Raw genomic sequence first — 19,540 nt, 5'->3', positions numbered from 1 at the left:
AAGCTTATGATTATCAGTATAAAATGATCTGATCGCTACTTTATTAAAAAGTTCAATTTATAATGATCTTGCCGTACCCCTAGCCCATGTGTTACACGCATTTTAAATGAGCGCTCAATTCGATTATGTCCGATTTTTTGTCAAAAGATAAACATTCTGCTTTATAGGTATTAATTGTCATTGTTGAGAGAGCCTTAATATAGCGACTCCCTCAAATATCACTTTGTTTTGCCTTATTGCCTGCTATTGACTAAATAACCTTTCGCTTCCGTTAACCAGAATTGAGGTTAAATAAGGCATATTCTCCGTCATAGGCATGAAGACTTTACGAAGGCAATACTTCATCAACACTTTTACTACCGTTAAATATTTCGGTGATAGTGCTTTTCTCCGGTGGATTTGTTACAGCAAATAACAGTGCTTTAGCCACGTCATCGCGTGTGATTGTTGCTTGTTTTTTTTGCTCTGGTCGCTGATTAGTAAACTTGCCTTTACCTGTCTCATTGGTTAGCGATCCCGGGCGTATAATTGAATAATGCAAGTCACTATTTATTAGATGTTCGTCTGCCATATGTTTGGCCACTAAATAAGGTTGCATGTTTTCTGGGCCTTCTGAAGGCGCATCGGCACCAATCGAACTGACCATAGTGAAATGCTTCACACTATTATTTTTTGCATAATCGACTGCTCTACATGCTGCCCATAAATCGATTAGTATGGTTTTATCTACGCCAGTATGGCCGCCAGAGCCTGCCGCAAAAACAACATTTTCACAGTCTTTAAAGGCGTGTCCAAAATCTTTGTTAAGATCTTCTTCTACAATGGTAAGTTTGTCATTATAAATATCTGATAGTTTGCTTTTATCACGTACCAATGCGACCACGTGTTGATTGTTATCTAGCATCAATTGGGTGAGTTTTTTACCAATTTGACCACTTGCGCCAATAATTAATGTCTGTTTCATTTTATCTCCTGCTAGGTTTTAAGATTAGGTTTATGTTATTAAAAATAATGCTTAACTTTGTTATTGAGAATTTACTTATTATGAGCTTGCTTGTTGTGATTTTAGTTATTACTTCTCGTCACTTATTGCTTTTAGAACTTATGATTAGATAAGTCCTAGGCCTAATATCACCAACATAACTACATTGGCGGCTACACCAATCAAAAAGAAGTAAGTGCGTGGACTAGGATTTTTCTCGGTTTCAATGGCATAGTACAAAGCCATGTGTACGATTCTGGCGAGAAGGTAAGTCCATATACAAATAGCAAAAATAGAACTTTGTACGTTAAGAGCAAATGCCAATAGCACCGTTCCTGCAAATAGTGCGCTGTTTTCTAAGGTATTGTGGAAAGTACGATGCGCTCTGAAAACAAAACTATCGTGAGATAGATTTTCATCAATTTTCCCAGGGACTGCATTGGGTTGTTTAGATTTACTAAAGGTGGCGACTAGCCACTGAATGAGTAACATCACTAAATATAAATAAAATGCTATATATCCTGTGTAGGCAACGTCGTTCATCTTTATTTTCCTTTTCATCAATTCAGTGATATTAGAATTGCAACTATTGTTCCATTTTTTAACTTGTTGATATAAAAGAATTAAATAATTTTTAAGGATAAGATGTATGGAATAAGTACAGAGGGGTTGTAAGATTTACACATATAACTTGTTGTTTGCTAATATAAATATTTTATTTAACCTCAATTCTGGTTAACGGAAGCGAAAGGTTATTTGAGATCATATAGTTATAAAAATCTATTATACAATACCGCTAGTTGTGCGTAGTTCAAGGCGAATTGTTGAAGCAATAACTGGTTATTGGGAAATAATTTAACGAAGAAATTCGCTCAAATAGTGGTGTTGTATCGCTTTTTCTTATCCGGAACTGAGGTTATTTAATAAAAAGTACTCTATAAAATGGATATGAAAGTTAAGTTATGCTGATTTGCTATAAGACGCGTCAGCAAGTAACCACTTTATAAGGGCTTTATTTAGCGCGGATATTGATATCTGCACAAGCATAAGAGGATTTTGCATTGGAGTACAAATGAAAGACCCGATGATTTATTGTCACATTGTTTATAGTTATATTGATAAAAAGGTGAATCATCGCTGATTCACCTTTAGTCGTTAATGTTATGGATTGAAAAGGTCGGATTACATGCGGTAAGTTAAGTTTAAACCGACAGTACGGCTTTGGCCAACTGAAGCACGGTAACCACCATTAATTAAGTATACGACGTCTTCATCTGTTAAGTTACTGATGTAACCACTGATTAATAGATCGCCGATAGCATAATCAACATTTGCACCTACAATTGCATAGTCACCCGCTTTGTAGTCTTCTGTATTATCAAGATCTGAGTAATACTCACTGACATAAGTCACATCAGCACCTAGTGTTAGGTTTTCACCAATGTATTGAGTTAACGCCAGTGAAGCATTTAGATCAGGTGCGTTTGATAGCTCATTGCCTCCAAAGCTGTCGTCATTATCAATTTTAGTTTTCAATAAACCAATTGATGGGCGTATTTCTAAACTGTCAGTTAGCCAATGTGCTAATTCAACCTCTAATCCCATTGTGTGTGCTTCTGTTACGTTAGTGATTTTGTAATCAGAAATACCTTGGTAGTCTTCGTAGTCATTATAGAAGATAGCCGTATTGATTGTAGTGCTTTGATTAAATGCTGTTTTAGCACTAAATTCATAGGCTGTAACTGATTCACTTTCATAAGTATAAACCTCAGAAACACCGCCGTAGTTATAGTAACCAAGACCGCCTGAGTTATAACCTTGACGTACAGAAAGTCCAAACGTTGTGTCTTCAATAGGGCTATAAGTGAAGGCTAGTTTAGGTAAAAGGTAAGTGTCTTGGATGTCATTGTCTATTTCATTAGTGACATAAGTCGCAGAGAATTCTCTGTGTTGTTTTTCACGTTGTACACGTGCACCAGCGGTAACAGTGAATTGATCATTAATGTAATAGTTCATTTCACCAAATACACCTAGACGTGTTTCATCTGTTTTACCTTCTGTAGAGTAACTCTCACTTGATACCGTGTTTTCTCTATCTGCGGCCATAATACCAACAAAACCATCTACTTTTGAATTGGTTGGTGTGAAGGTCAATTGACTCTCAATTTTACTGGTTTTATCTTTGAAGTTATAAGTTTGCTCGGTAGGGTACTGGTCAAATATGTTGGTTTGACTATTATACGATAGCAGGGTGCTACTAGCGACTTGACTATTAAATTTATATTTAATTTCAGAAGAGATATTATAAACATCAGAATCTTGAATACGTGTGTTGTAACTGTAATCACGACCAAGGTATTCGTTATAATTACTACCTAGCGTTAATGTTTCGTCTTCGTAACCTGTTCCACCATCCCAGTTTGCCCAGTTTAAGTAATTACCATCGGCTTTACGATAATTAGCAGTCAATTTAACGGATAACTTTTCATTGAATGCTGGTGTCCAAAGTAATTTACCACGAAGGTTTAGGTTTGTTGAATCTTCTGGATCAACGGGGATGCTATCGCCATCATAAGTAATATAACTTTGACCATCAGTTCCATCAAATGCAAGTCGATACGCTAACTCATCATTAATGGGACCCGATGCCATTAACGCAACATTTTTCATCACGTTGCCATTTTCGTAAACTTCAGCACCACCACGGATGGCATATTCTGGTGCAAAAGTAGGATCATTCGTTTTAACGGATACGGCGCCACCGATAGAGTTTTCACCTTGTGTTGTTGATTGTGGGCCACGAAGCACTTCTACTTGTTGGACATCCCACACACCTGAACCACTAAAGTTATAACCAGTAAATGCATCTGAGACACCATCGACATTAGTATCAACACGTTGACGAGCACCACTTCGGATTGCGTAGAATCCAGTAGCAGCACCACTTCCGTTAACACCGCGGATATTGACACTACCAAACCCTGAAGTAACAACGTTAGGAGCTTTAATGACGACATCATTGACTGTTTTTGCACCGGTTTTGTTGATATCTTCACCATTTATTACGGTGACTGCGGTGGACGTCTCTTTAATGTCTCTATCCATTTTTTCACCTGTCACTACCATTACTGCTGTGTGTGAAGGTTCTTCAGCCATGACTTGACCACTTAATGCGATCATAATGCCTGCATATATTTTGCAATGCTTCATATTTACTAGTTCCATTATTATGTTGTTTTTATATTGGTTGGTAATGATATTTATTCGTATTTATGATAAGGTAAATGTTGCGAAGTTCACAGCATAATAACTTATGCAAAATGGCTATTTGGTTATGGAAAAAAATAATATGAAGTTTAGAGGGAAGTTAAATGAGACTTTACCTAAAGGTACGCTTATTCGGACAATTGGAGGGTTAAAGCAAAAAACTATTTTTTCTGACAGTCATTCTAACAGTATTAATAACGATAAAAACAAGCCAAGTTTAGCCTTAATTGAAGGCGAGCTTATCTCATATCAAGTAGAAAATCGCTTCAAACTACATGGTGGAAAGACTAAAGAACTCGTGGACTTCCAAGTCTTGGCGACAGCCCAAAAATCGCTTTGTATTACCATATTATTAGCAGGTAAATTAGATTTTGGTTATGATGATTTAAACTTTGTATATGATGCAGCAGAGCAGCAACGCGGTGTTGTTGTTAGTTTGACGAGAGCGGTGAGTTTTCGTCGCACGCTATATAAAGACAACCAAGTCGCTAAACTTAACATTATATTACCCCATCAATGGGTTGAAGATCGTATTCGTTGTGATGATAACTTTAGTCAATTTATTTGCCAACATTTAGCTAACTTTGAGCTGAAATTAACCACTGAGATACTCTCTTTAACAACCGATATTATAAAGTCCAGTACCCCAAATACGGTCATCGAGCAGATGAACCTTGAGTCATTAACACAACAATTATTGATTCAAGTTTTCATGCAACTTAATGATGCCACTAGTGTTATAAATCAACTGGAGAGTACGCATTTAGTCAATGAGTCAACAGGGTACGATCCTGCTTTAAATACCTTGATGTCTTATATCGAGGCAAACTTAAATCAAGAGCTATCTGTAAGCCATTTGGCAAAGTTTTCTGCAATGAGTATTTCTAGTTTGCAGCATAAATTTAAAAGCTCACTGGGTATCAGTGTGTTAAGTTATATTCGTCGTCGGCGTTTAAATATTGCTAAAAAGCAATTAGAGGCGGGGTTAATTACTATCTCTGAAGCTGCGTATAATGCCGGTTATCGCCATCCTTCTAACTTTACGAGCGCATTCAAAAAAGTGTTTGGTATACCACCACAGGATCTCATGCTTAAAACAGATCAGGTCTAGATACTATAAAATCACTGCTTATTACATTCTTTATCAACATGTTTTGACAACATTAGTGTTAACACTTAGAAAGGTTATTAATGAACAACGCATTGCCCTTAGACAGTTTATTAACGTATTTTAATCTCTCAAATAATGCCATTGGATCTTCTCGATGGTGGAATAATATAGCCAAATGTGAAGGTCCTTTTATCAAGGCTGAAGAGGGTGATGATTGCAGGGTGTTATTTATATGGCAAGATCCTGAAGGTGGTAAGGGCTCATCAACAACTTGTTCGGTTATTTTAAACGTGAACGGACTGACCAATCACAATACATGGCAACCTACCTGTCTCATAAGACACAACGATAGCGATCTGTGGTTTACTTATTTGGATATTAATGACAAATGGCGTGGCAGTTATTCGTTTATACCGATTAAAGATAATCAACTACCACAGCTTGTTAAGCAACAAAGTGGTGGAAGTCGAAATGCACAACGCCGCTGGTGGTTAGAGGTGGTAAAGCAGCAGGTCGTTGATCCATTGAATAGTGAACCGGCGGTTGCATCTGGCTGGGGCCTGAATTCACCGTTACATTTACCAAATGCACCGCGTGAGTTAGGTTGGCAAGAATGGGATCAAGGTAAGCTTACGAACTTGCCTATTGCCGAGAGTATTAACTTCACATGGTTTGCTGAACAACTGGATAATCAACGTCAATGTACGATTTTTTCTACAACCACCGGTAAGGCACCTTTAGTTATTTTATTGGACGGAGAAAAGTGGGGAGCAGATTCAGGAATGCTATCTGTACTGCAATATTTAACTAATATTAATAAACTAACACCTGCTCATTACTTGTTAATTCCCTCTATTGATAGTAAAACACGTTGGCAGGAACTGAGTTGCTCTGAAGTATTTTGGCAAGCTATCACTGAACAATTATTACTTCAAGTTGCAAGTAAGCTTTTGCAATCTGAACAATCAATCTCAGAGGTCATTGTCGCAGGACAAAGTTTAGGTGGATTATCTGCTGTCTACGCAGGGATATATTTTCCGACGTATTTTACTAAGGTTATTTCGTTATCTGGTTCATTCTGGTGGCCAGAGATTGAAAGAATGCAAGATCCAGATGCTTATCAATTAAAGCATTCGGATTGGGATAAAATAGCACCTAAAAATAGTTTAGCTGACCGGGTATCAAATGGCGAAGTAAGTGTCTCTGGTTTGCATATCTATCAAACCGTAGGTAATGCAGAAATACAATTAAGCATTTATAACGCGTTGCATTACGAAATATTTAAGCAAAATGGTGCGAATATAACCTATCAAGAAGTGGATGGTGGCCACGATTGGTTATCATGGCGATCGTCTTTGATAAACGGTTTAGTCTCGCTTTTACCAACTCAGGTTTAGCTTGTTTAATGCTTGTTTTTTTACATTGCTTTAGTGCTTTATTTTTCAGCTCTGCCTCGCGGTATAATTAACGGCGTATTGGAAATAGGATCAGGTAATATTAAACAAGACAAACCAAAGACCTCTTTTATCAGTGCCTCTGTGATGATGTCATTGGGTGAACCTGTGGCTATTATTTCACCTGATTTTATCATGATCAAATGGTCCGCATAACGACAAGCATGATTAAGGTCATGCAATACAGCGACTAATGTATGCCCTTGAATTCGATTGAGATCTTGAAATAGATCCATCAGTTCGATTTGATGCGCAATATCTAAATAAGTGGTGGGCTCGTCTAATAACAATAACGATGTTTCTTGCGCTAATGCCATCGCAACCCAGACTCGTTGACGTTGGCCGCCTGATAACTGATCGACATTGTGTTCTGCAAAATCCATTACGCCTGTGGCTTGCATCGCTAATTCCACTGCTGTTTGATCCGCTTCAGACCAAGGTTTAAACCATTTTTGATGTGGGAATCGGCCACGTGAGACTAAATCAATGACTTTAATACCATCAGGTGCAATAGCCGATTGAGGTAACAAACCCAATTTTTTAGCCACTTCTCGCGTCGATTGACTGTGTATGTTCTCTCCGTTTAATAAAATCTCCCCTGATTGCGGAACTAGCAAACGACTTAACGATCGTAATAGCGTTGATTTACCGCAGCCGTTTGGCCCAACAATGACCGTAAATTTACCGTGAGGAATATCTACCGAGAGGTCTTTGGCAATCACATGTTGTTCATAGGCTAGCGTCACTGATTTTGTTTCAAGTGCTGCTTGTTCAGTCACTGTTTCTGATGTGCTGACACAGCGTGCCTGTAATGATGATTGTGTCATTATTTACCTTCTCGAATAATCAAATAAACTAGATAGAGGCCACCTAAGCTAATGGTGACAAGTCCCACTGGTAAGGTCACATTTTGCCAAGCATGTTGAGCAATAAAGTCTGCACTGGTGAGTAACAGTGCACCCACTAACGCAGAACCGACTAGGGTAATATGTTGCTGTGGATGTAGTCGACGTGCTATTTGTGGAGCCGCCAATGAAATAAAAGAGATGGGGCCGGTAATAGCAGTAGCAACTGCCGTTAACGACACACCAATTAACATTAACACTAAGCGTGTTTTATTCACTGAAATGCCTAATGCAGCGGCGGTATCATCGCCCATTTCTAATAGCTTCATGCGGGTGTTTAATGCAAATGCTAGTCCGATAAAAATAATAATTAATAGGGTTGCTGGCATAATACGAGACCATGTCATGCCATTTAATGATCCCGCACTCCATAATGCTGCGGTCATCGCTGTTTCTAATGAAACGGTCAGTGACAACCATTGATTAAAGGCAGTTAACGTCGCGCTAATGGCAATACCAACAATAATCAGCCTGAAGCCTGAGTGCCCATCACGATAAGCAAATAGATAGACTAAAATCGCAGCACCTAAACCACCGATTAATGCGCCAATCACGCTGTACCAATACAAGTTACCAAATAGCGCAATGGAAATGAGTACGCCAGTGAATGCTCCGACATTAAAGCCTGTGATATCTGGGCTACCAAGCGGATTTCTGACTAATGATTGGAAAACGGCACCACTAATGCCGAGTGCCGCACCAATAGTGATGGCGGAGAACAATCTTGACGCTCGCCATTGCCATACAACAATCGATTGATATTTCTCTGCTTCACCAATGATTAACTGCCAAATACCTTGTAGGTTATGAGCAATGCCATCGCCAATACCACGGCCAATAAATAGGGTAAAAAAGATTAAGGCGATGCCTAAAATTAATGCTAAAGCAGGACCTAAAACAGTTCGTGTAGAAGTCCGTGGAGAATGGCTGGTATTGGAGATCATAAACTACTCACTCCCTTTCGACGTACCAGATAAATAAGAATAGGCGCCCCGATAAAAGCGGTGACAATAGAGACTCTTAATTCACCGACTACCAAAACACGTCCGATAATGTCAGCAATCAGTAATAAGCAAGGCGTGAGAATAAAACTGAATGGGATGATCCATCGTTGATCTGGGCCGACCATCCAACGCGCAATATGGGGCATCATTAAACTTACAAACCCTATTGGGCCTGCGGCAGCGGTTGCTGCTCCGCATAATAAGGTAATAGAAATTAAACCAACTACTTGCACGCGAATAGGATTACTGCCCAGCGAAGCAGCTAATGCATCGCCTAAACCAAACGCGTTTAATGCAGGTGTAATACTTAAGGCTAATAAACATCCGACAATAACAACAGGAGCAATATATAAAGGGACCGATAGAGTGCGAATATCTAAACTGCCGACGGTCCAAAAACGTATTTGGTCAAAAGCCAAAGGATTAAATAGAGTTAACGCCGAACTAAGACCTGCAAATACCGCGCCTAACGCAATACCCGCTAAAGTTAATTTAAGTGGGTCAGCTTTACCCGCACTGAGACTACCAATAGCAAATATTAATAAGCTAGCCACTAATGAACCCAGCGCAGCATAAATGAAAAAGTCACTAAACTGTGTCGCACCTAAAAATACTACTGCGATGGCGACTGCTAAGCTAGCGCCTAAATTGATACCGAGTATACCGGGGTCTGCCAATGGGTTTCGGGTGATCGCTTGTATCAATGCACCGGAAGTTCCTAAGGCCATGCCTACAAATAATCCATTTAATGTTCTTGGTAAACGACCTTCAAAGATAATCGTACTGGTTAAACCGGGTTGGTCGGAAAATAGAACATGGTAAATATCACTAATGGATAAGGGTTTTGCTCCAATACATAAACTGGCTACCATGATCAAACTCAGTAATAATATACAAAGCATCAACCATTGAAAGCGACTTAATATGAAGGATTTTTCGCGACTTATTGAACCATTATGCGTCTGACCATTATTCATTGCTATTGTTACCAAACAACGTCTGTAATCGTGTTAGTAGGTTGGTCGCGCTGTAATAATCGAGCCTAAAAGTATCACTACCAACGGCATACACTTTCTTAGCTTTAACAGCTTGATTCGATTGTAAAAAAGGATTGTCTAATACTTGCTGTTCTATCGCTTTTTCAGCTGAAAATAACAAAATGGATTTTCCTGTTACTGCATCTGGGAATCGTTCACCCTTGGCAATAATAATATCATTGCGAACACCCATACTAATGTCGCCTTTGATTGATTCTGGAATGGTGGCGAGCGTAAAACCTAGCTCTTCTAGTAATCGTCCTTGAGCTGATTGACTCGTCCAGATACTGGCGCCACTATCATCGAGGGTATACACCATGGCAGTAGTAGGTTGTGCTGGTAGTGTAATATTTTTTTTGGTTTTAGCGGTTTGTTGTTGGAATGAATCAATCACTGATTTAGCTTGTGCTTCTAAGCCGAAAAGATCACCAAATATCTGCGCCAGTTGCAGCCAGCTTTTGTTATCGTAACGAATGACCAAAGTAGGGGCGATATCTTTAAGTTGATCATACAAACGCATTGCCGAGTCAGCACCAGTGGTTGAAATAATAATAAGATCGGGTTGCGCTTTAATAATGGCTTCGGCATTCGGCTCACTTTGATACAAAGCTTGGACACCACGTTGCTCTGCAATACTGTCCCATTGGCGCATAAAGCCTTTTTCTGAGGCTACGTTAGTGTTGGGCATCGTTGCACCAGAAGCCACTAAAGGCGCCTCTATCGCGAGTAAAGTGCCGGATAAAGTAACACTGGTAGACACGATACGTTGAGGTGATTTATCGAGTGTTAATAGACCCTGTGACGTCATAATACTTCTTGGCCAACCAGCAGGATCTTTTTGTATTTGATCGATTGGTAATGCAGAGGTGTTTTTTTGTGCATCATCACAACTTGCTAATAAAAGCCCAGCAAACAAGATTAAGAAAGGGCGGGCAAGTAATCGAATCATCTGTAACACCTTAAATAAAATAAAATGATTATATCGTTAAATCTATCTTCTTTAAACTAATGATAATCATTAATATTAAGTGGTTTGTTTAATCACTCATTAAGGTAGCAACAGATTACTTGCTAAAACTACATTGTTGGATAACGTCAGTTCCAAATAAACAAAGTAATATAGCACGGTTATTTCAATGGGCTCTTGGTTGACACTATTTCCCAATAACTCGTTATTGTTTCAATACTTTGCTTTGAACTGCGTAAAACTAACGGCACAATATAGTTAAAAAATATAATTCATTAATCTTAAGTTATGCATTCTTCAATTTTAAAGTTACAGGTTATTGCTGAAAACTATTAAACAAGTGGAGATGTTTATAAACTGATGATCAATTACCTAATGGAGATAAATAGAGTTATTTTTTAAAATGCACTTGAACGCTAAGTTATCAAGCCGCATCAGGGTTAAGACATTTAGCATCGACACTGTTGAAGTGATTACTGCTTTTTTATTAACAAAAAAGGGTGATTTTAGCCGAATAGAATAGATCCATAGACTAGAGGAAGTATACTTTTTAGTGATTCCGATGGACTTCAATTAGAAATTTATGAATAAATATTGTTAATTTAAATACTACTTTTTATATATTATTGTTTTAACAAGCTATAGTTAAATTAATTATCTAATAACTTTATCAATGGGTTAAATTAACTATGTTTGAATTACTTTATACCAGTGTTGCACCTCAACGTTTATCAGAAGATGAGCTAATGGATATTTTAACGAAGGCCCGAATTAAAAATAAGGAGCTCGGGATCACCGGTTTGTTGATTTATCATGACAGGGAGATCATGCAAATATTGGAAGGTGATAAAGGTGCCGTTAAAGCGTTATACCAAACTATTTGTGAAGATGTACGTCATACCAGTGTGGGTGTGTTCTATGAAGGTAATATTAAAGACCGTGCTTTCTCTGATTGGTCTATGGCATTTCAATCTTTAGACGAAGCGGCAGTGAAAAAAATTACGCTCGGTTATGAAGGTTTTAATAAAGAGTTATCGCCTATTCATATGCTTAAAGAAAGTAATAACCGAGGCAAAAAAGTCTTTTTTTCATTGTCGAGTAATTTTAAATAACACTACCTATTTTAAATTACTGTGCTGTCTTTTACGTCTTATGCATTTAAAGTTCTATGTACTTTAAGTGATATACAATCTAAGTATTATCTAAACACTTTAAACGAATACTTTAAAAATATATGATCATATACTTAAGTCTTCATTTAAAGTGTCAGCTTTATTCTTTATTAATTTACTTATTATCTGAAATCCAAGAGTTCTTAACTGTTAGTTGAATATTCTTTAATACATTCTCACCCTCCCTCAGAAAGGAAGCCCATGAGCCTTTGTTATGAAGTCGCTATATTTAAAGTAGAAAAACACAATATCCCAAGAGTCATTGAACTGAGCCTGTTAATTTTTAATGAAATTAATGCGGATGAAAAGGTCATTACGTCTTACGATATACTACAAAAAACAGATGTTGAAGGTGAGGTATGTTGGCAGCTGACTTGGGCCGATCAGCAAGCTGTTAAAGCAACTGCGATAAAATGGCCAACATTTCCAAGTACTAAGGAATTAGAATCACTGGTTGGTGAAAAGATCTATTACGGCCATTTTTTGAGTTCAATCTAATTTTCACGCTTACTTTCATGCCCACACACTCAACAATATAAATCAAAATAGATGTGAATTTTCTATACTTGTGCTTCTAATTCGTCAGCTAAACGTGCTTGTTTATTACTATGAATAACCGCTGTTAGTGCGATGCTTGACGATATCAACATGATGATAGCAACCGGTTGTAAGTAACCCATACTTATAAAAGCAGCAGAGGCACTAATGGTGCCACCCATTGCACATTGAAAAGCACCTAATACCGCTGAGGCGGTTCCAGCATCTTTTCCAAAATGCTTTAAGAAGCAAGCATTTGAGTTAGCCATTACGCCTCCATTAGCACTGATCATGATGACAAATCCTATAGCGGTAAGCGTTAAACTTTTAGGTTCTAAGAAGCTGGAGAATACTAATAATAAGCCCCCGATGAATTGCATTGTTAAGAAACAACGTAATAAAAGAGCAGGTTCAAAACTGTTTAATAACACGGTATTTAAGCGGTTAATAACAATAATGCCAGCAATATTAGCAGCGAATAAAATGGAGAACATGTCAGTACTGACTTTAAAAATTTCCATGTAAATCATTGATGAATTAGTTACAAATGTCATTAATACAGCAAAGGCAAAAGCTTGTGCAATCAAATAACCTATCGCCTGTTTATGTTTAAACACATCTATAAATTTAATGCCTTTTCGGCGCTCGATGGTTATTGCTAATTCTTTCTTTTGTTTAGAGGATTGGTGTGGAATAAAGATTTTTGCCATCAAAATAGCTAAACATGAAAATGCAGCAATAAAGTAAAAGATCCAATCCCAACTATGAAAGGATAATATTAAATTACCAATAGTTGGTGCGATAGAAGGGGCAATCATCATGATCAAGGACACTAAGGCAAACAATTTAGCCGCCTCTTTTCCATCTGCATTGTCTCGTATAGTGGCTGGTACACCAACGACCGCAATACCACCGCCAATAGCTTGCAATAACCTCCATGACCATAACACGCTAATATGTGAGCTGGTGGTGATTAGGACGCTAGCAAATGCAAAAATACCTAGGCCTAGCATCATGATTGGTAAACGGCCATGTCTATCGGATAACGGGCCGCCAATAAGTTGTCCAATGGCAAGACCAAAAATGTATAAACTAACGGTCACCGATACCATTGATATATCAACCTGCATTTCATTAGCAATTAATGGCAGGGCAGGCAAATAGCTGTCGATTGCAAATGGCGAAACAGCGTATATCGATGACAGTGTCACAATTAAACGTTTACTGACTTTATTTTTACTAGTTTGTGTCATCTTGACCTCTTGTTTATCTTGCTAGTAAGATAATAAGTGGATTTCATCTTACTAGCAAGACATGTTAATGCTAGAAAATACAGCAAAAATGCGGTCTAAATGAATAAAAACACTGTCAGAGAGATGCAAGTTAGGATTTAGTAGGAACAGGACTGAAGTCAAAAATAAAGCATACCCTCACTTATCTTCAAGCTGAAGTGTGTGGCGTGAATTCAGAAAATTAAAATTCGTCTTCATCTGAAGTGTGTGGCGTGAATTCAAAAGTTAAAACTATCCTGTTCGAGGATTGTTTACATTTTTACAGGGCGCTGGCTTTAGCCTGCAGTTTTTGTGTGTTTTGTTGTCCGTATATAATTATGAATAAAAAAACAGACTGAATTTGAAGTGCTTGTTTTGAAATCAATAAATCAACACAGAAACGCTGCAATCTGAAAACAGTAGTCACAGATTCCCTCCGTTAATGACAATTGGTTTCACCTAATTCGCCTATATCCGAAATTAAAAAGTTAAAACTATCCCTTCAATCGTCTTCAGCTGAAGTGTGTGACGTGAATTCAAAGTATTAAAACTATACTGTTCGAGGATTGTTTACATCTTTTACGGGGCGCTGGCTTTAGCCTGCAGTTTTTTGTGTTTTGTTGTTCATTTAAAATCATGAATAAAAAAAACAGACTGAATTTTAAGTGTTTTTTAAAACAATAAATCAAAAAATTAACACTGAATTCCTTCGAGCATAAGTGGCATTCATACAAACATTCCTTAACTATGCTATAAATAAACATTAATCTTTTTTTAGGTGTTTTTATGTATTCTACCTTACAGCAATATTTTGGATTTGATCAATTCAGACCAGGTCAAGAACCAGTCATCCAAGCACTTCTTGATGGGCATAGTGCCGCTGCTATTTTTCCTACTGGTTCAGGGAAGTCGCTTTGTTATCAACTCCCTGCATTACACTTACCGCATCTGACTTTAGTGGTTTCTCCACTGCTCGCGCTGATACAAGACCAATTAGAATTTTTACAAAGTAAGGGCATTAAAGCAGCCAGTATTCAATCCATGCAAAGTCCTGCTGAGTCTGCACAAGTCTATAAAAGCGTTGCGAATGGCGAGATTAAAATCCTATTTATCTCAGTAGAACGCCTCAATAGTGAACGCTTTAGGGCCTTTTTGAAAAAAGTGCCGATTTCATTATTAGTGGTTGATGAAGCCCATTGTATCAGTGAGTGGGGGCATAACTTTCGTCCTGATTATTTAAAGTTAGCAAGTTATCGTGAAGAGTTTGCAATACAACAAGTCCTTTTATTAACCGCGACGGCAACGTCAAAAGTCATTCATGATATGGCGGCTAAATTCCATATTGATTTGAATAATATTACGTTGACCGGATCATATCGTAGCAACTTAAACTTATCCGTTGTTGGTGTCGATGAAGCCAATAAGCTACCCACGCTACTACCTTGGTTAAAAGCACGACAACAGAGTGCAGGCATTATTTATGTGACCTTACAAAAAACTGCAGAGCACGTTGCGGAATCTTTATTACGACAGGGTGTGCAAGCCACGGCTTATCATGCAGGTTTAGACTCTGAAATAAGGCAAGGTATTCAGCAACAATTTATGAGTGGAAAAATACCGTTAATTGTTGCCACTATTGCCTTTGGTATGGGCATCGATAAAAGCGACATTCGTTTTGTTGTACATTATGATTTACCAAAATCCATTGAAAACTATGCGCAAGAAATTGGTAGAGCTGGGCGCGATGGTGCTGCTTCAGATTGTTTGGTATTGGCTAATAAAAATAACTTAAATGTATTAGAAAACTTTGTTTATGCAGATACACCCGAAGGCGCTGCTATTGATTTTATTATTAATGAAATCAACCATAATGAAACGAATAAAGTACAAGGTAATTGGGAAGTGGTGATGAACAGTCTCTCGACTCAATCTAATATTCGCTTGTTAGCCTTAAAAACCTTGCTAGTTTATTTGGAATTGGAAAAAGTTATTGAGCCTGCTTATAGCTATTATGCAGAATATAAATACAAATTTTTAGTACCGGAAAGTGAAGTTGTTGCACGTTTTCATGGTGAACGCGCTCAGTTTGTACAAACTATTTTTGCCACGTCTGACAAAGCGCGAACTTGGTCTTCACTTAATTTTGAAAAAATGCAGCAAACTTATCAATGTGAAAGAAGTCGTGTATTAACGGCGATTGACTACTTAGATCAACAAGGTTTGATCGAGCTACAAACGAAGCAAATGACACAAGTATATAAAGTAGATAAATCTCAGATCACAGGAAATTTATTGGGTGACTTAACGCAACGATTTTTACAAAAAGAGACGAGTGAAATTCAGAGAATTCATCATTTATTAGCTTTTTTTGCGAGTGATCAATGCCTTAATTTACAATTAGCACAGTATTTTTCAGACACTAACTTACAAGGTGACTGTGGTCATTGCTCTGTTTGTGCAGGGCATCCAGCAATTATGCCTGTTGTTGCTAGTTTACCGCCATTACAACAATATGATGCTGCACAACAGTGTGCAGAAATATCGGAAAAACTTGGGGCACATGATAGTACAGTGTTAAGGGCTCGCTTTTTTTGCGGCTTAACAACCCCTATTTTTACACGTTTAAAAGTACGACAATTATCTGGGTTCGCTTCACTAGAAAACTATCGATTTTCAGATGTGTTAGCGTGGATAGAAAGTTAAATTTTTGAAGTAAATATAATTGAAACAGGCACATATTAAAACAGTACACCTAATTAAAACAGCGGAGCCAATATGTATAAACTCATTGCCTTAGATATCGATGGCACATTACTTAATTCAGATAAAAAGATCTCTAATGAAAATAAAGCTGCCATTGCAGCTGCTCGCGCAAAAGGAGTAAGAGTCGTATTAGTGTCAGGTCGCCCAACTAGTGGTATGAGACCGTCACTAAAAGCATTAGGATTGGATTCAGATGATGACTATGTTTTAAGTTTTAACGCGTCAGTTGTGCAAAGAGTAAAAAGTGAAACAATCATTCGTAGCCAAATATTAACAGGGGTAGATGCAAAGAAGTTAGCTAAAGTTGCTCAACAATATGATGTTGATATCCATGCTTTTTCACATCAAAAAGGCTTAATCACGCCAGCACATAATGAATATACTGATTTAGAATCCCGTATTAATGGAGAGCCTATTACGTTGATTGATTTTGAGCAGTTAGAAGATGATGAACTTATTTTTAAAGTAATGTTAGTTGATAAACCTGAGAAACTCTCTGAAGCTATTAAACAATTGCCGAGCAGCTTATATGAGGAGTTTACTATTATGCAAAGTGCTCCTTTTTTCTTAGAATTTTTGAACCTAAATAGTAATAAAGGGATTGGTGTTAAAGCCCTTGCTGAACATTTGTCGATTCCGATGGAACAAGTGATTTGCATGGGGGATGCGGGTAATGATTATCACATGATCAAATACGCAGGATTGGGTGTCGCAATGGGTAATGCCACCGATGATATTAAAGCGATAGCTGATCATATTACGGCGACTAATAATGAGCATGGTGTTGCAAAAGCCATTCAAAAATTTGTATTAGATATTTAATTAAATCAGTTAGTTAATTTAGACTTCAGATACTGATAAATAATCATTACCTATCAAGTAGAGTAGGTTTATTATTTAAATAATTTACTTTAAAAAGGGCTATTCATGAAGTTTTTGATATTTTTAGGGACTGTCCGTGATAGTACACCGCCAAGACCACCACGTCTTGGCGAGCGCGTTGTTAAAGTGTGTCTTCAGTGTCTCACTACCCGTTTTGGTGATAATGACTTTGAACTAGTTGACGCTTTAGATTACCCATTAAACACTGTTTTTAAACCGCATTTTTCCTATTCAAAAAGCCAAGTGCCCACTGCATTAGAACAACTCGCTCAGAAAATTAAAGAAAGTGATGGTTATATTATGATTAGTCCAGAATATAACCATTCTATGAGTCCCGCTTTAGCTAACTTATTAAACCATTTTGGAAGTTCTTTATTTTCCTATAAACCGAGTGCGATTGTGACTTACTCTGCTGTGCAATGGGGTGGAATGAGAGCCGCAGTTGGGTTGCGATCTTTTCTTTCTGAATTGGGTTGTTTGTCGGTTTCATCAATGATTCATGCCCCTAAGGCACAGGATGTTTTTACTGAAGCTGGTGGAATGAAAGAAGGACAAGCACAAGATACTTGGTTTGGTTATTTTTCTCAAACCTTTAGCCAATTGATTTGGTGGGCTGAAGCAACTCATCAACATAGAGTGAAGGTCGATCCACAAACAATAAGCAACGTTTTTAAAACAACACCAACAGAGCGAAATGCTCCTTCATAATTATTCTTTGTTTTAGACGTTTAAGATTGTCTATATTGTTGGTCTAGTGTATTTACTTTATTGAACAACTTTTATTAACGTCCATTCTAGTTAACGCAGAAATTCGCTTAAATAACGGTGTTGTATCGCTTTTCTTATCCCAAATGGAGGTTATAGAGGCTTACGGTAGAAGAACAGTTTATTAACATTGTTCAGCTCTCTATGAAAACGTTAGTTAAATATCACAAAAATATTATAGAAACCCCATAAAATCAACCTAGTCGATTCGGATTATCATCGTCTTTATACTATAATTAAAATCATACAACTGTTTGATTAAAATACTGCTTTTCATGTGGTATTTATTGCCACTGCACAACGAGATGGTAAATATTCAAAACAAATTTAAATGAATAAGCATGGTTAATAGGGCAATATGACATTTTACGATAGCCAATTAGATATAACAGAATTTACACGCTTTTACTTAGCTGCCTTTTATACCTTTGTTGCTGTTTTTTACACTGTTAAAATATTGGTTAATAAACGGAAAATTAATAACGCGCTAAGTCATAAGGTTACTACTCAATGCTCGGTTCAAGGCACTATTCAAGACCATAAGCATACCCACCATTTACATAAGCAAAACAACGATAATAATCAGAATAAGAAAGAGCTAATTTTCACTGGAGAACGGTTTTGTTCTACATGGTGGAATCACATGATATTTCGAGTATTCAGAGCCACTATCTGGATGGTCTGTTTAGCTAGATTATGCTTTCCAAACGTCGACAATTATTTAAGTATGATATTCCTATCACAGAACAATAGTGTTGTATTACTAGGCAATGTTTTACTCACCTTAGGTTTTATGATGACGATTATTATTCATTTTAAAATGGGCAAACAATGGCGATCAGGTATCGATCCGTCAGGCCCTAATAAGCTCATTACCAATGGATTTTATAAATTCTCTCGCAACCCAATGTTTTTGAGTATTGCATTTTCTCAATTTGCTTTCTTTCTTGCGCTACCTTCTTTATTTTCACTGCTGTGTTTGATCGTCGGAGTGATGGTGTTGCATCGACAAATTCTGTCTGAAGAAACACACTTGTTACAGCAGTTTCCAGAACAATATAAATTGTATTCGGTAAAAGTACGTAGATGGTTGTAAGCTTTTTAAAGTTTAGGAAAGGTGAGTCTGCATCGCGTTGTGTGGTTTTATACTACGAAGAAAATAATTAATGAATGTCATTTTTTGGGGCGCTGGCTTTAGCCTGCAGTTTTTGTGTGTGTATTTTGAGGTGAAAAAGTTAGATTGCTTCAGTTTGTTTAAACTGAAGACTGAGTCAAAGGTCAAAAAAGAACTGACACAGAAAACCTGCAAGCTGAAGCATGCGCCCCGAAGTCAAAGCATAAAAAGAATCAACACAAAACTCCTGCAAGCTGAAAACAGGACTCGCAGAGCTCTTCCGCTCATAACACTAGGCTTTGCCTAATT

16 protein-coding genes are annotated in these 19,540 nt (G+C 37.5%); 8 read left to right on the top strand and 8 right to left on the bottom strand.

Annotated features, from left to right (window positions below):
- Positions 1–325: 325 nt before the first annotated feature.
- The 3 genes from Q0794_RS17520 to Q0794_RS17510 form a co-directional block, all read right to left on the bottom strand.
- The gene (locus Q0794_RS17520) at positions 326–964 is read right to left on the bottom strand and encodes an SDR family oxidoreductase (RefSeq protein WP_298944080.1); all 639 of its coding nucleotides are present in this window, start codon (positions 962–964) and stop codon (positions 326–328) included.
- A 144-nt stretch (positions 965–1,108) separates the two neighbouring features.
- Positions 1,109–1,525 carry an MAPEG family protein gene (locus tag Q0794_RS17515; protein ID WP_298944078.1) on the bottom strand — a complete coding sequence of 139 codons (417 nt, stop codon included), beginning with the start codon at positions 1,523–1,525 and terminating at the stop codon, positions 1,109–1,111.
- Between the two features lie 639 nt (positions 1,526–2,164).
- On the bottom strand, positions 2,165–4,192 hold the full coding sequence (locus tag Q0794_RS17510) for a TonB-dependent receptor (RefSeq protein ID WP_298944077.1): 2,028 nt from the start codon (positions 4,190–4,192) through the stop codon (positions 2,165–2,167).
- Between the two features lie 124 nt (positions 4,193–4,316).
- Between Q0794_RS17510 and Q0794_RS17505 the strand changes: the two genes are divergently transcribed.
- The gene (locus Q0794_RS17505; RefSeq protein WP_298944075.1) at positions 4,317–5,360 is read left to right on the top strand and encodes an AraC family transcriptional regulator; all 1,044 of its coding nucleotides are present in this window, start codon (positions 4,317–4,319) and stop codon (positions 5,358–5,360) included.
- An 80-nt stretch (positions 5,361–5,440) separates the two neighbouring features.
- Positions 5,441–6,757: an enterochelin esterase gene (gene fes, locus Q0794_RS17500; protein WP_298944073.1), complete on the top strand. Its 1,317-nt coding sequence runs from the start codon at positions 5,441–5,443 to the stop codon at positions 6,755–6,757.
- Positions 6,758–6,795: 38 nt separating this feature from the next.
- On the opposite strand, the gene Q0794_RS17495 is transcribed toward fes, so the two are convergent.
- Genes Q0794_RS17495 through fepB form a run of 4 tightly spaced genes read right to left on the bottom strand, consistent with a single transcriptional unit; the run spans position 6,796 to position 10,709 of the window.
- On the bottom strand, positions 6,796–7,641 hold the full coding sequence (locus Q0794_RS17495) for an ABC transporter ATP-binding protein (protein WP_298944071.1): 846 nt from the start codon (positions 7,639–7,641) through the stop codon (positions 6,796–6,798).
- Positions 7,641–8,663 carry an iron chelate uptake ABC transporter family permease subunit gene (locus Q0794_RS17490; RefSeq protein ID WP_298944069.1) on the bottom strand — a complete coding sequence of 341 codons (1,023 nt, stop codon included), beginning with the start codon at positions 8,661–8,663 and terminating at the stop codon, positions 7,641–7,643. Before Q0794_RS17490 ends, Q0794_RS17495 begins: the two co-directional genes overlap by 1 nt.
- Positions 8,660–9,700 carry a Fe(3+)-siderophore ABC transporter permease gene (locus Q0794_RS17485; RefSeq protein WP_298944067.1) on the bottom strand — a complete coding sequence of 347 codons (1,041 nt, stop codon included), beginning with the start codon at positions 9,698–9,700 and terminating at the stop codon, positions 8,660–8,662. The genes Q0794_RS17490 and Q0794_RS17485 overlap by 4 nt, the downstream gene beginning before the upstream one ends.
- Positions 9,693–10,709: a Fe2+-enterobactin ABC transporter substrate-binding protein gene (fepB, locus tag Q0794_RS17480; protein ID WP_298944066.1), complete on the bottom strand. Its 1,017-nt coding sequence runs from the start codon at positions 10,707–10,709 to the stop codon at positions 9,693–9,695. Before fepB ends, Q0794_RS17485 begins: the two co-directional genes overlap by 8 nt.
- A gap of 707 nt (positions 10,710–11,416) precedes the next feature.
- Here fepB and Q0794_RS17475 point away from each other — a divergent pair.
- A complete protein-coding gene (locus Q0794_RS17475; RefSeq protein ID WP_298944064.1) occupies positions 11,417–11,839 on the top strand; it encodes a BLUF domain-containing protein in 423 nt (140 codons plus the stop codon).
- Positions 11,840–12,100: 261 nt separating this feature from the next.
- Positions 12,101–12,397, top strand: coding sequence for a hypothetical protein (locus Q0794_RS17470; RefSeq protein ID WP_298944062.1), 297 nt, complete (start codon positions 12,101–12,103; stop codon positions 12,395–12,397).
- 62 nt (positions 12,398–12,459) lie between these two features.
- Here Q0794_RS17470 and Q0794_RS17465 read toward each other — a convergent pair whose 3' ends face one another.
- Positions 12,460–13,689 carry a multidrug effflux MFS transporter gene (locus Q0794_RS17465; protein ID WP_298944060.1) on the bottom strand — a complete coding sequence of 410 codons (1,230 nt, stop codon included), beginning with the start codon at positions 13,687–13,689 and terminating at the stop codon, positions 12,460–12,462.
- An 804-nt stretch (positions 13,690–14,493) separates the two neighbouring features.
- Here Q0794_RS17465 and Q0794_RS17460 point away from each other — a divergent pair.
- From Q0794_RS17460 to Q0794_RS17445, 4 genes are all read left to right on the top strand, one after another.
- The gene (locus Q0794_RS17460; RefSeq protein WP_298944059.1) at positions 14,494–16,410 is read left to right on the top strand and encodes an ATP-dependent DNA helicase RecQ; all 1,917 of its coding nucleotides are present in this window, start codon (positions 14,494–14,496) and stop codon (positions 16,408–16,410) included.
- Positions 16,411–16,482: 72 nt separating this feature from the next.
- Complete coding sequence (locus tag Q0794_RS17455) at positions 16,483–17,292, top strand: Cof-type HAD-IIB family hydrolase (RefSeq protein ID WP_298944057.1); 810 nt, start codon at positions 16,483–16,485, stop codon at positions 17,290–17,292.
- 105 nt (positions 17,293–17,397) lie between these two features.
- A complete protein-coding gene (locus Q0794_RS17450) occupies positions 17,398–18,060 on the top strand; it encodes an NAD(P)H-dependent oxidoreductase (protein WP_298944055.1) in 663 nt (220 codons plus the stop codon).
- 415 nt (positions 18,061–18,475) lie between these two features.
- A complete protein-coding gene (locus Q0794_RS17445) occupies positions 18,476–19,213 on the top strand; it encodes an isoprenylcysteine carboxylmethyltransferase family protein (RefSeq protein ID WP_298944054.1) in 738 nt (245 codons plus the stop codon).
- Positions 19,214–19,540: the final 327 nt, after the last annotated feature.

The sequence above is a fragment of the uncultured Psychromonas sp. genome, from assembly GCF_947489755.1.
Lineage (GTDB): Bacteria > Pseudomonadota > Gammaproteobacteria > Enterobacterales > Psychromonadaceae > Psychromonas.
The sequence above is the reverse complement of the archived record's forward strand: the minus strand, read 5'-3'. Positions and strand labels throughout refer to the sequence as shown.

What these genes read in the sequence shown, in the direction of transcription:
- Q0794_RS17520 (WP_298944080.1), bottom strand. Translation starts at nt 964, where the DNA reads ATGAAACAGACATTAATTATTGGCGCAAGTGGTCAAATTGGTAAAAAA.
- Q0794_RS17515 (WP_298944078.1), bottom strand. Translation starts at nt 1,525, where the DNA reads ATGAACGACGTTGCCTACACAGGATATATAGCATTTTATTTATATTTA.
- Q0794_RS17510 (WP_298944077.1), bottom strand. Translation starts at nt 4,192, where the DNA reads ATGAAGCATTGCAAAATATATGCAGGCATTATGATCGCATTAAGTGGT.
- Q0794_RS17505 (WP_298944075.1), top strand. Translation starts at nt 4,317, where the DNA reads ATGGAAAAAAATAATATGAAGTTTAGAGGGAAGTTAAATGAGACTTTA.
- fes (WP_298944073.1), top strand. Translation starts at nt 5,441, where the DNA reads ATGAACAACGCATTGCCCTTAGACAGTTTATTAACGTATTTTAATCTC.
- Q0794_RS17495 (WP_298944071.1), bottom strand. Translation starts at nt 7,641, where the DNA reads ATGACACAATCATCATTACAGGCACGCTGTGTCAGCACATCAGAAACA.
- Q0794_RS17490 (WP_298944069.1), bottom strand. Translation starts at nt 8,663, where the DNA reads ATGATCTCCAATACCAGCCATTCTCCACGGACTTCTACACGAACTGTT.
- Q0794_RS17485 (WP_298944067.1), bottom strand. Translation starts at nt 9,700, where the DNA reads ATGAATAATGGTCAGACGCATAATGGTTCAATAAGTCGCGAAAAATCC.
- fepB (WP_298944066.1), bottom strand. Translation starts at nt 10,709, where the DNA reads ATGATTCGATTACTTGCCCGCCCTTTCTTAATCTTGTTTGCTGGGCTT.
- Q0794_RS17475 (WP_298944064.1), top strand. Translation starts at nt 11,417, where the DNA reads ATGTTTGAATTACTTTATACCAGTGTTGCACCTCAACGTTTATCAGAA.
- Q0794_RS17470 (WP_298944062.1), top strand. Translation starts at nt 12,101, where the DNA reads ATGAGCCTTTGTTATGAAGTCGCTATATTTAAAGTAGAAAAACACAAT.
- Q0794_RS17465 (WP_298944060.1), bottom strand. Translation starts at nt 13,689, where the DNA reads ATGACACAAACTAGTAAAAATAAAGTCAGTAAACGTTTAATTGTGACA.
- Q0794_RS17460 (WP_298944059.1), top strand. Translation starts at nt 14,494, where the DNA reads ATGTATTCTACCTTACAGCAATATTTTGGATTTGATCAATTCAGACCA.
- Q0794_RS17455 (WP_298944057.1), top strand. Translation starts at nt 16,483, where the DNA reads ATGTATAAACTCATTGCCTTAGATATCGATGGCACATTACTTAATTCA.
- Q0794_RS17450 (WP_298944055.1), top strand. Translation starts at nt 17,398, where the DNA reads ATGAAGTTTTTGATATTTTTAGGGACTGTCCGTGATAGTACACCGCCA.
- Q0794_RS17445 (WP_298944054.1), top strand. Translation starts at nt 18,476, where the DNA reads ATGACATTTTACGATAGCCAATTAGATATAACAGAATTTACACGCTTT.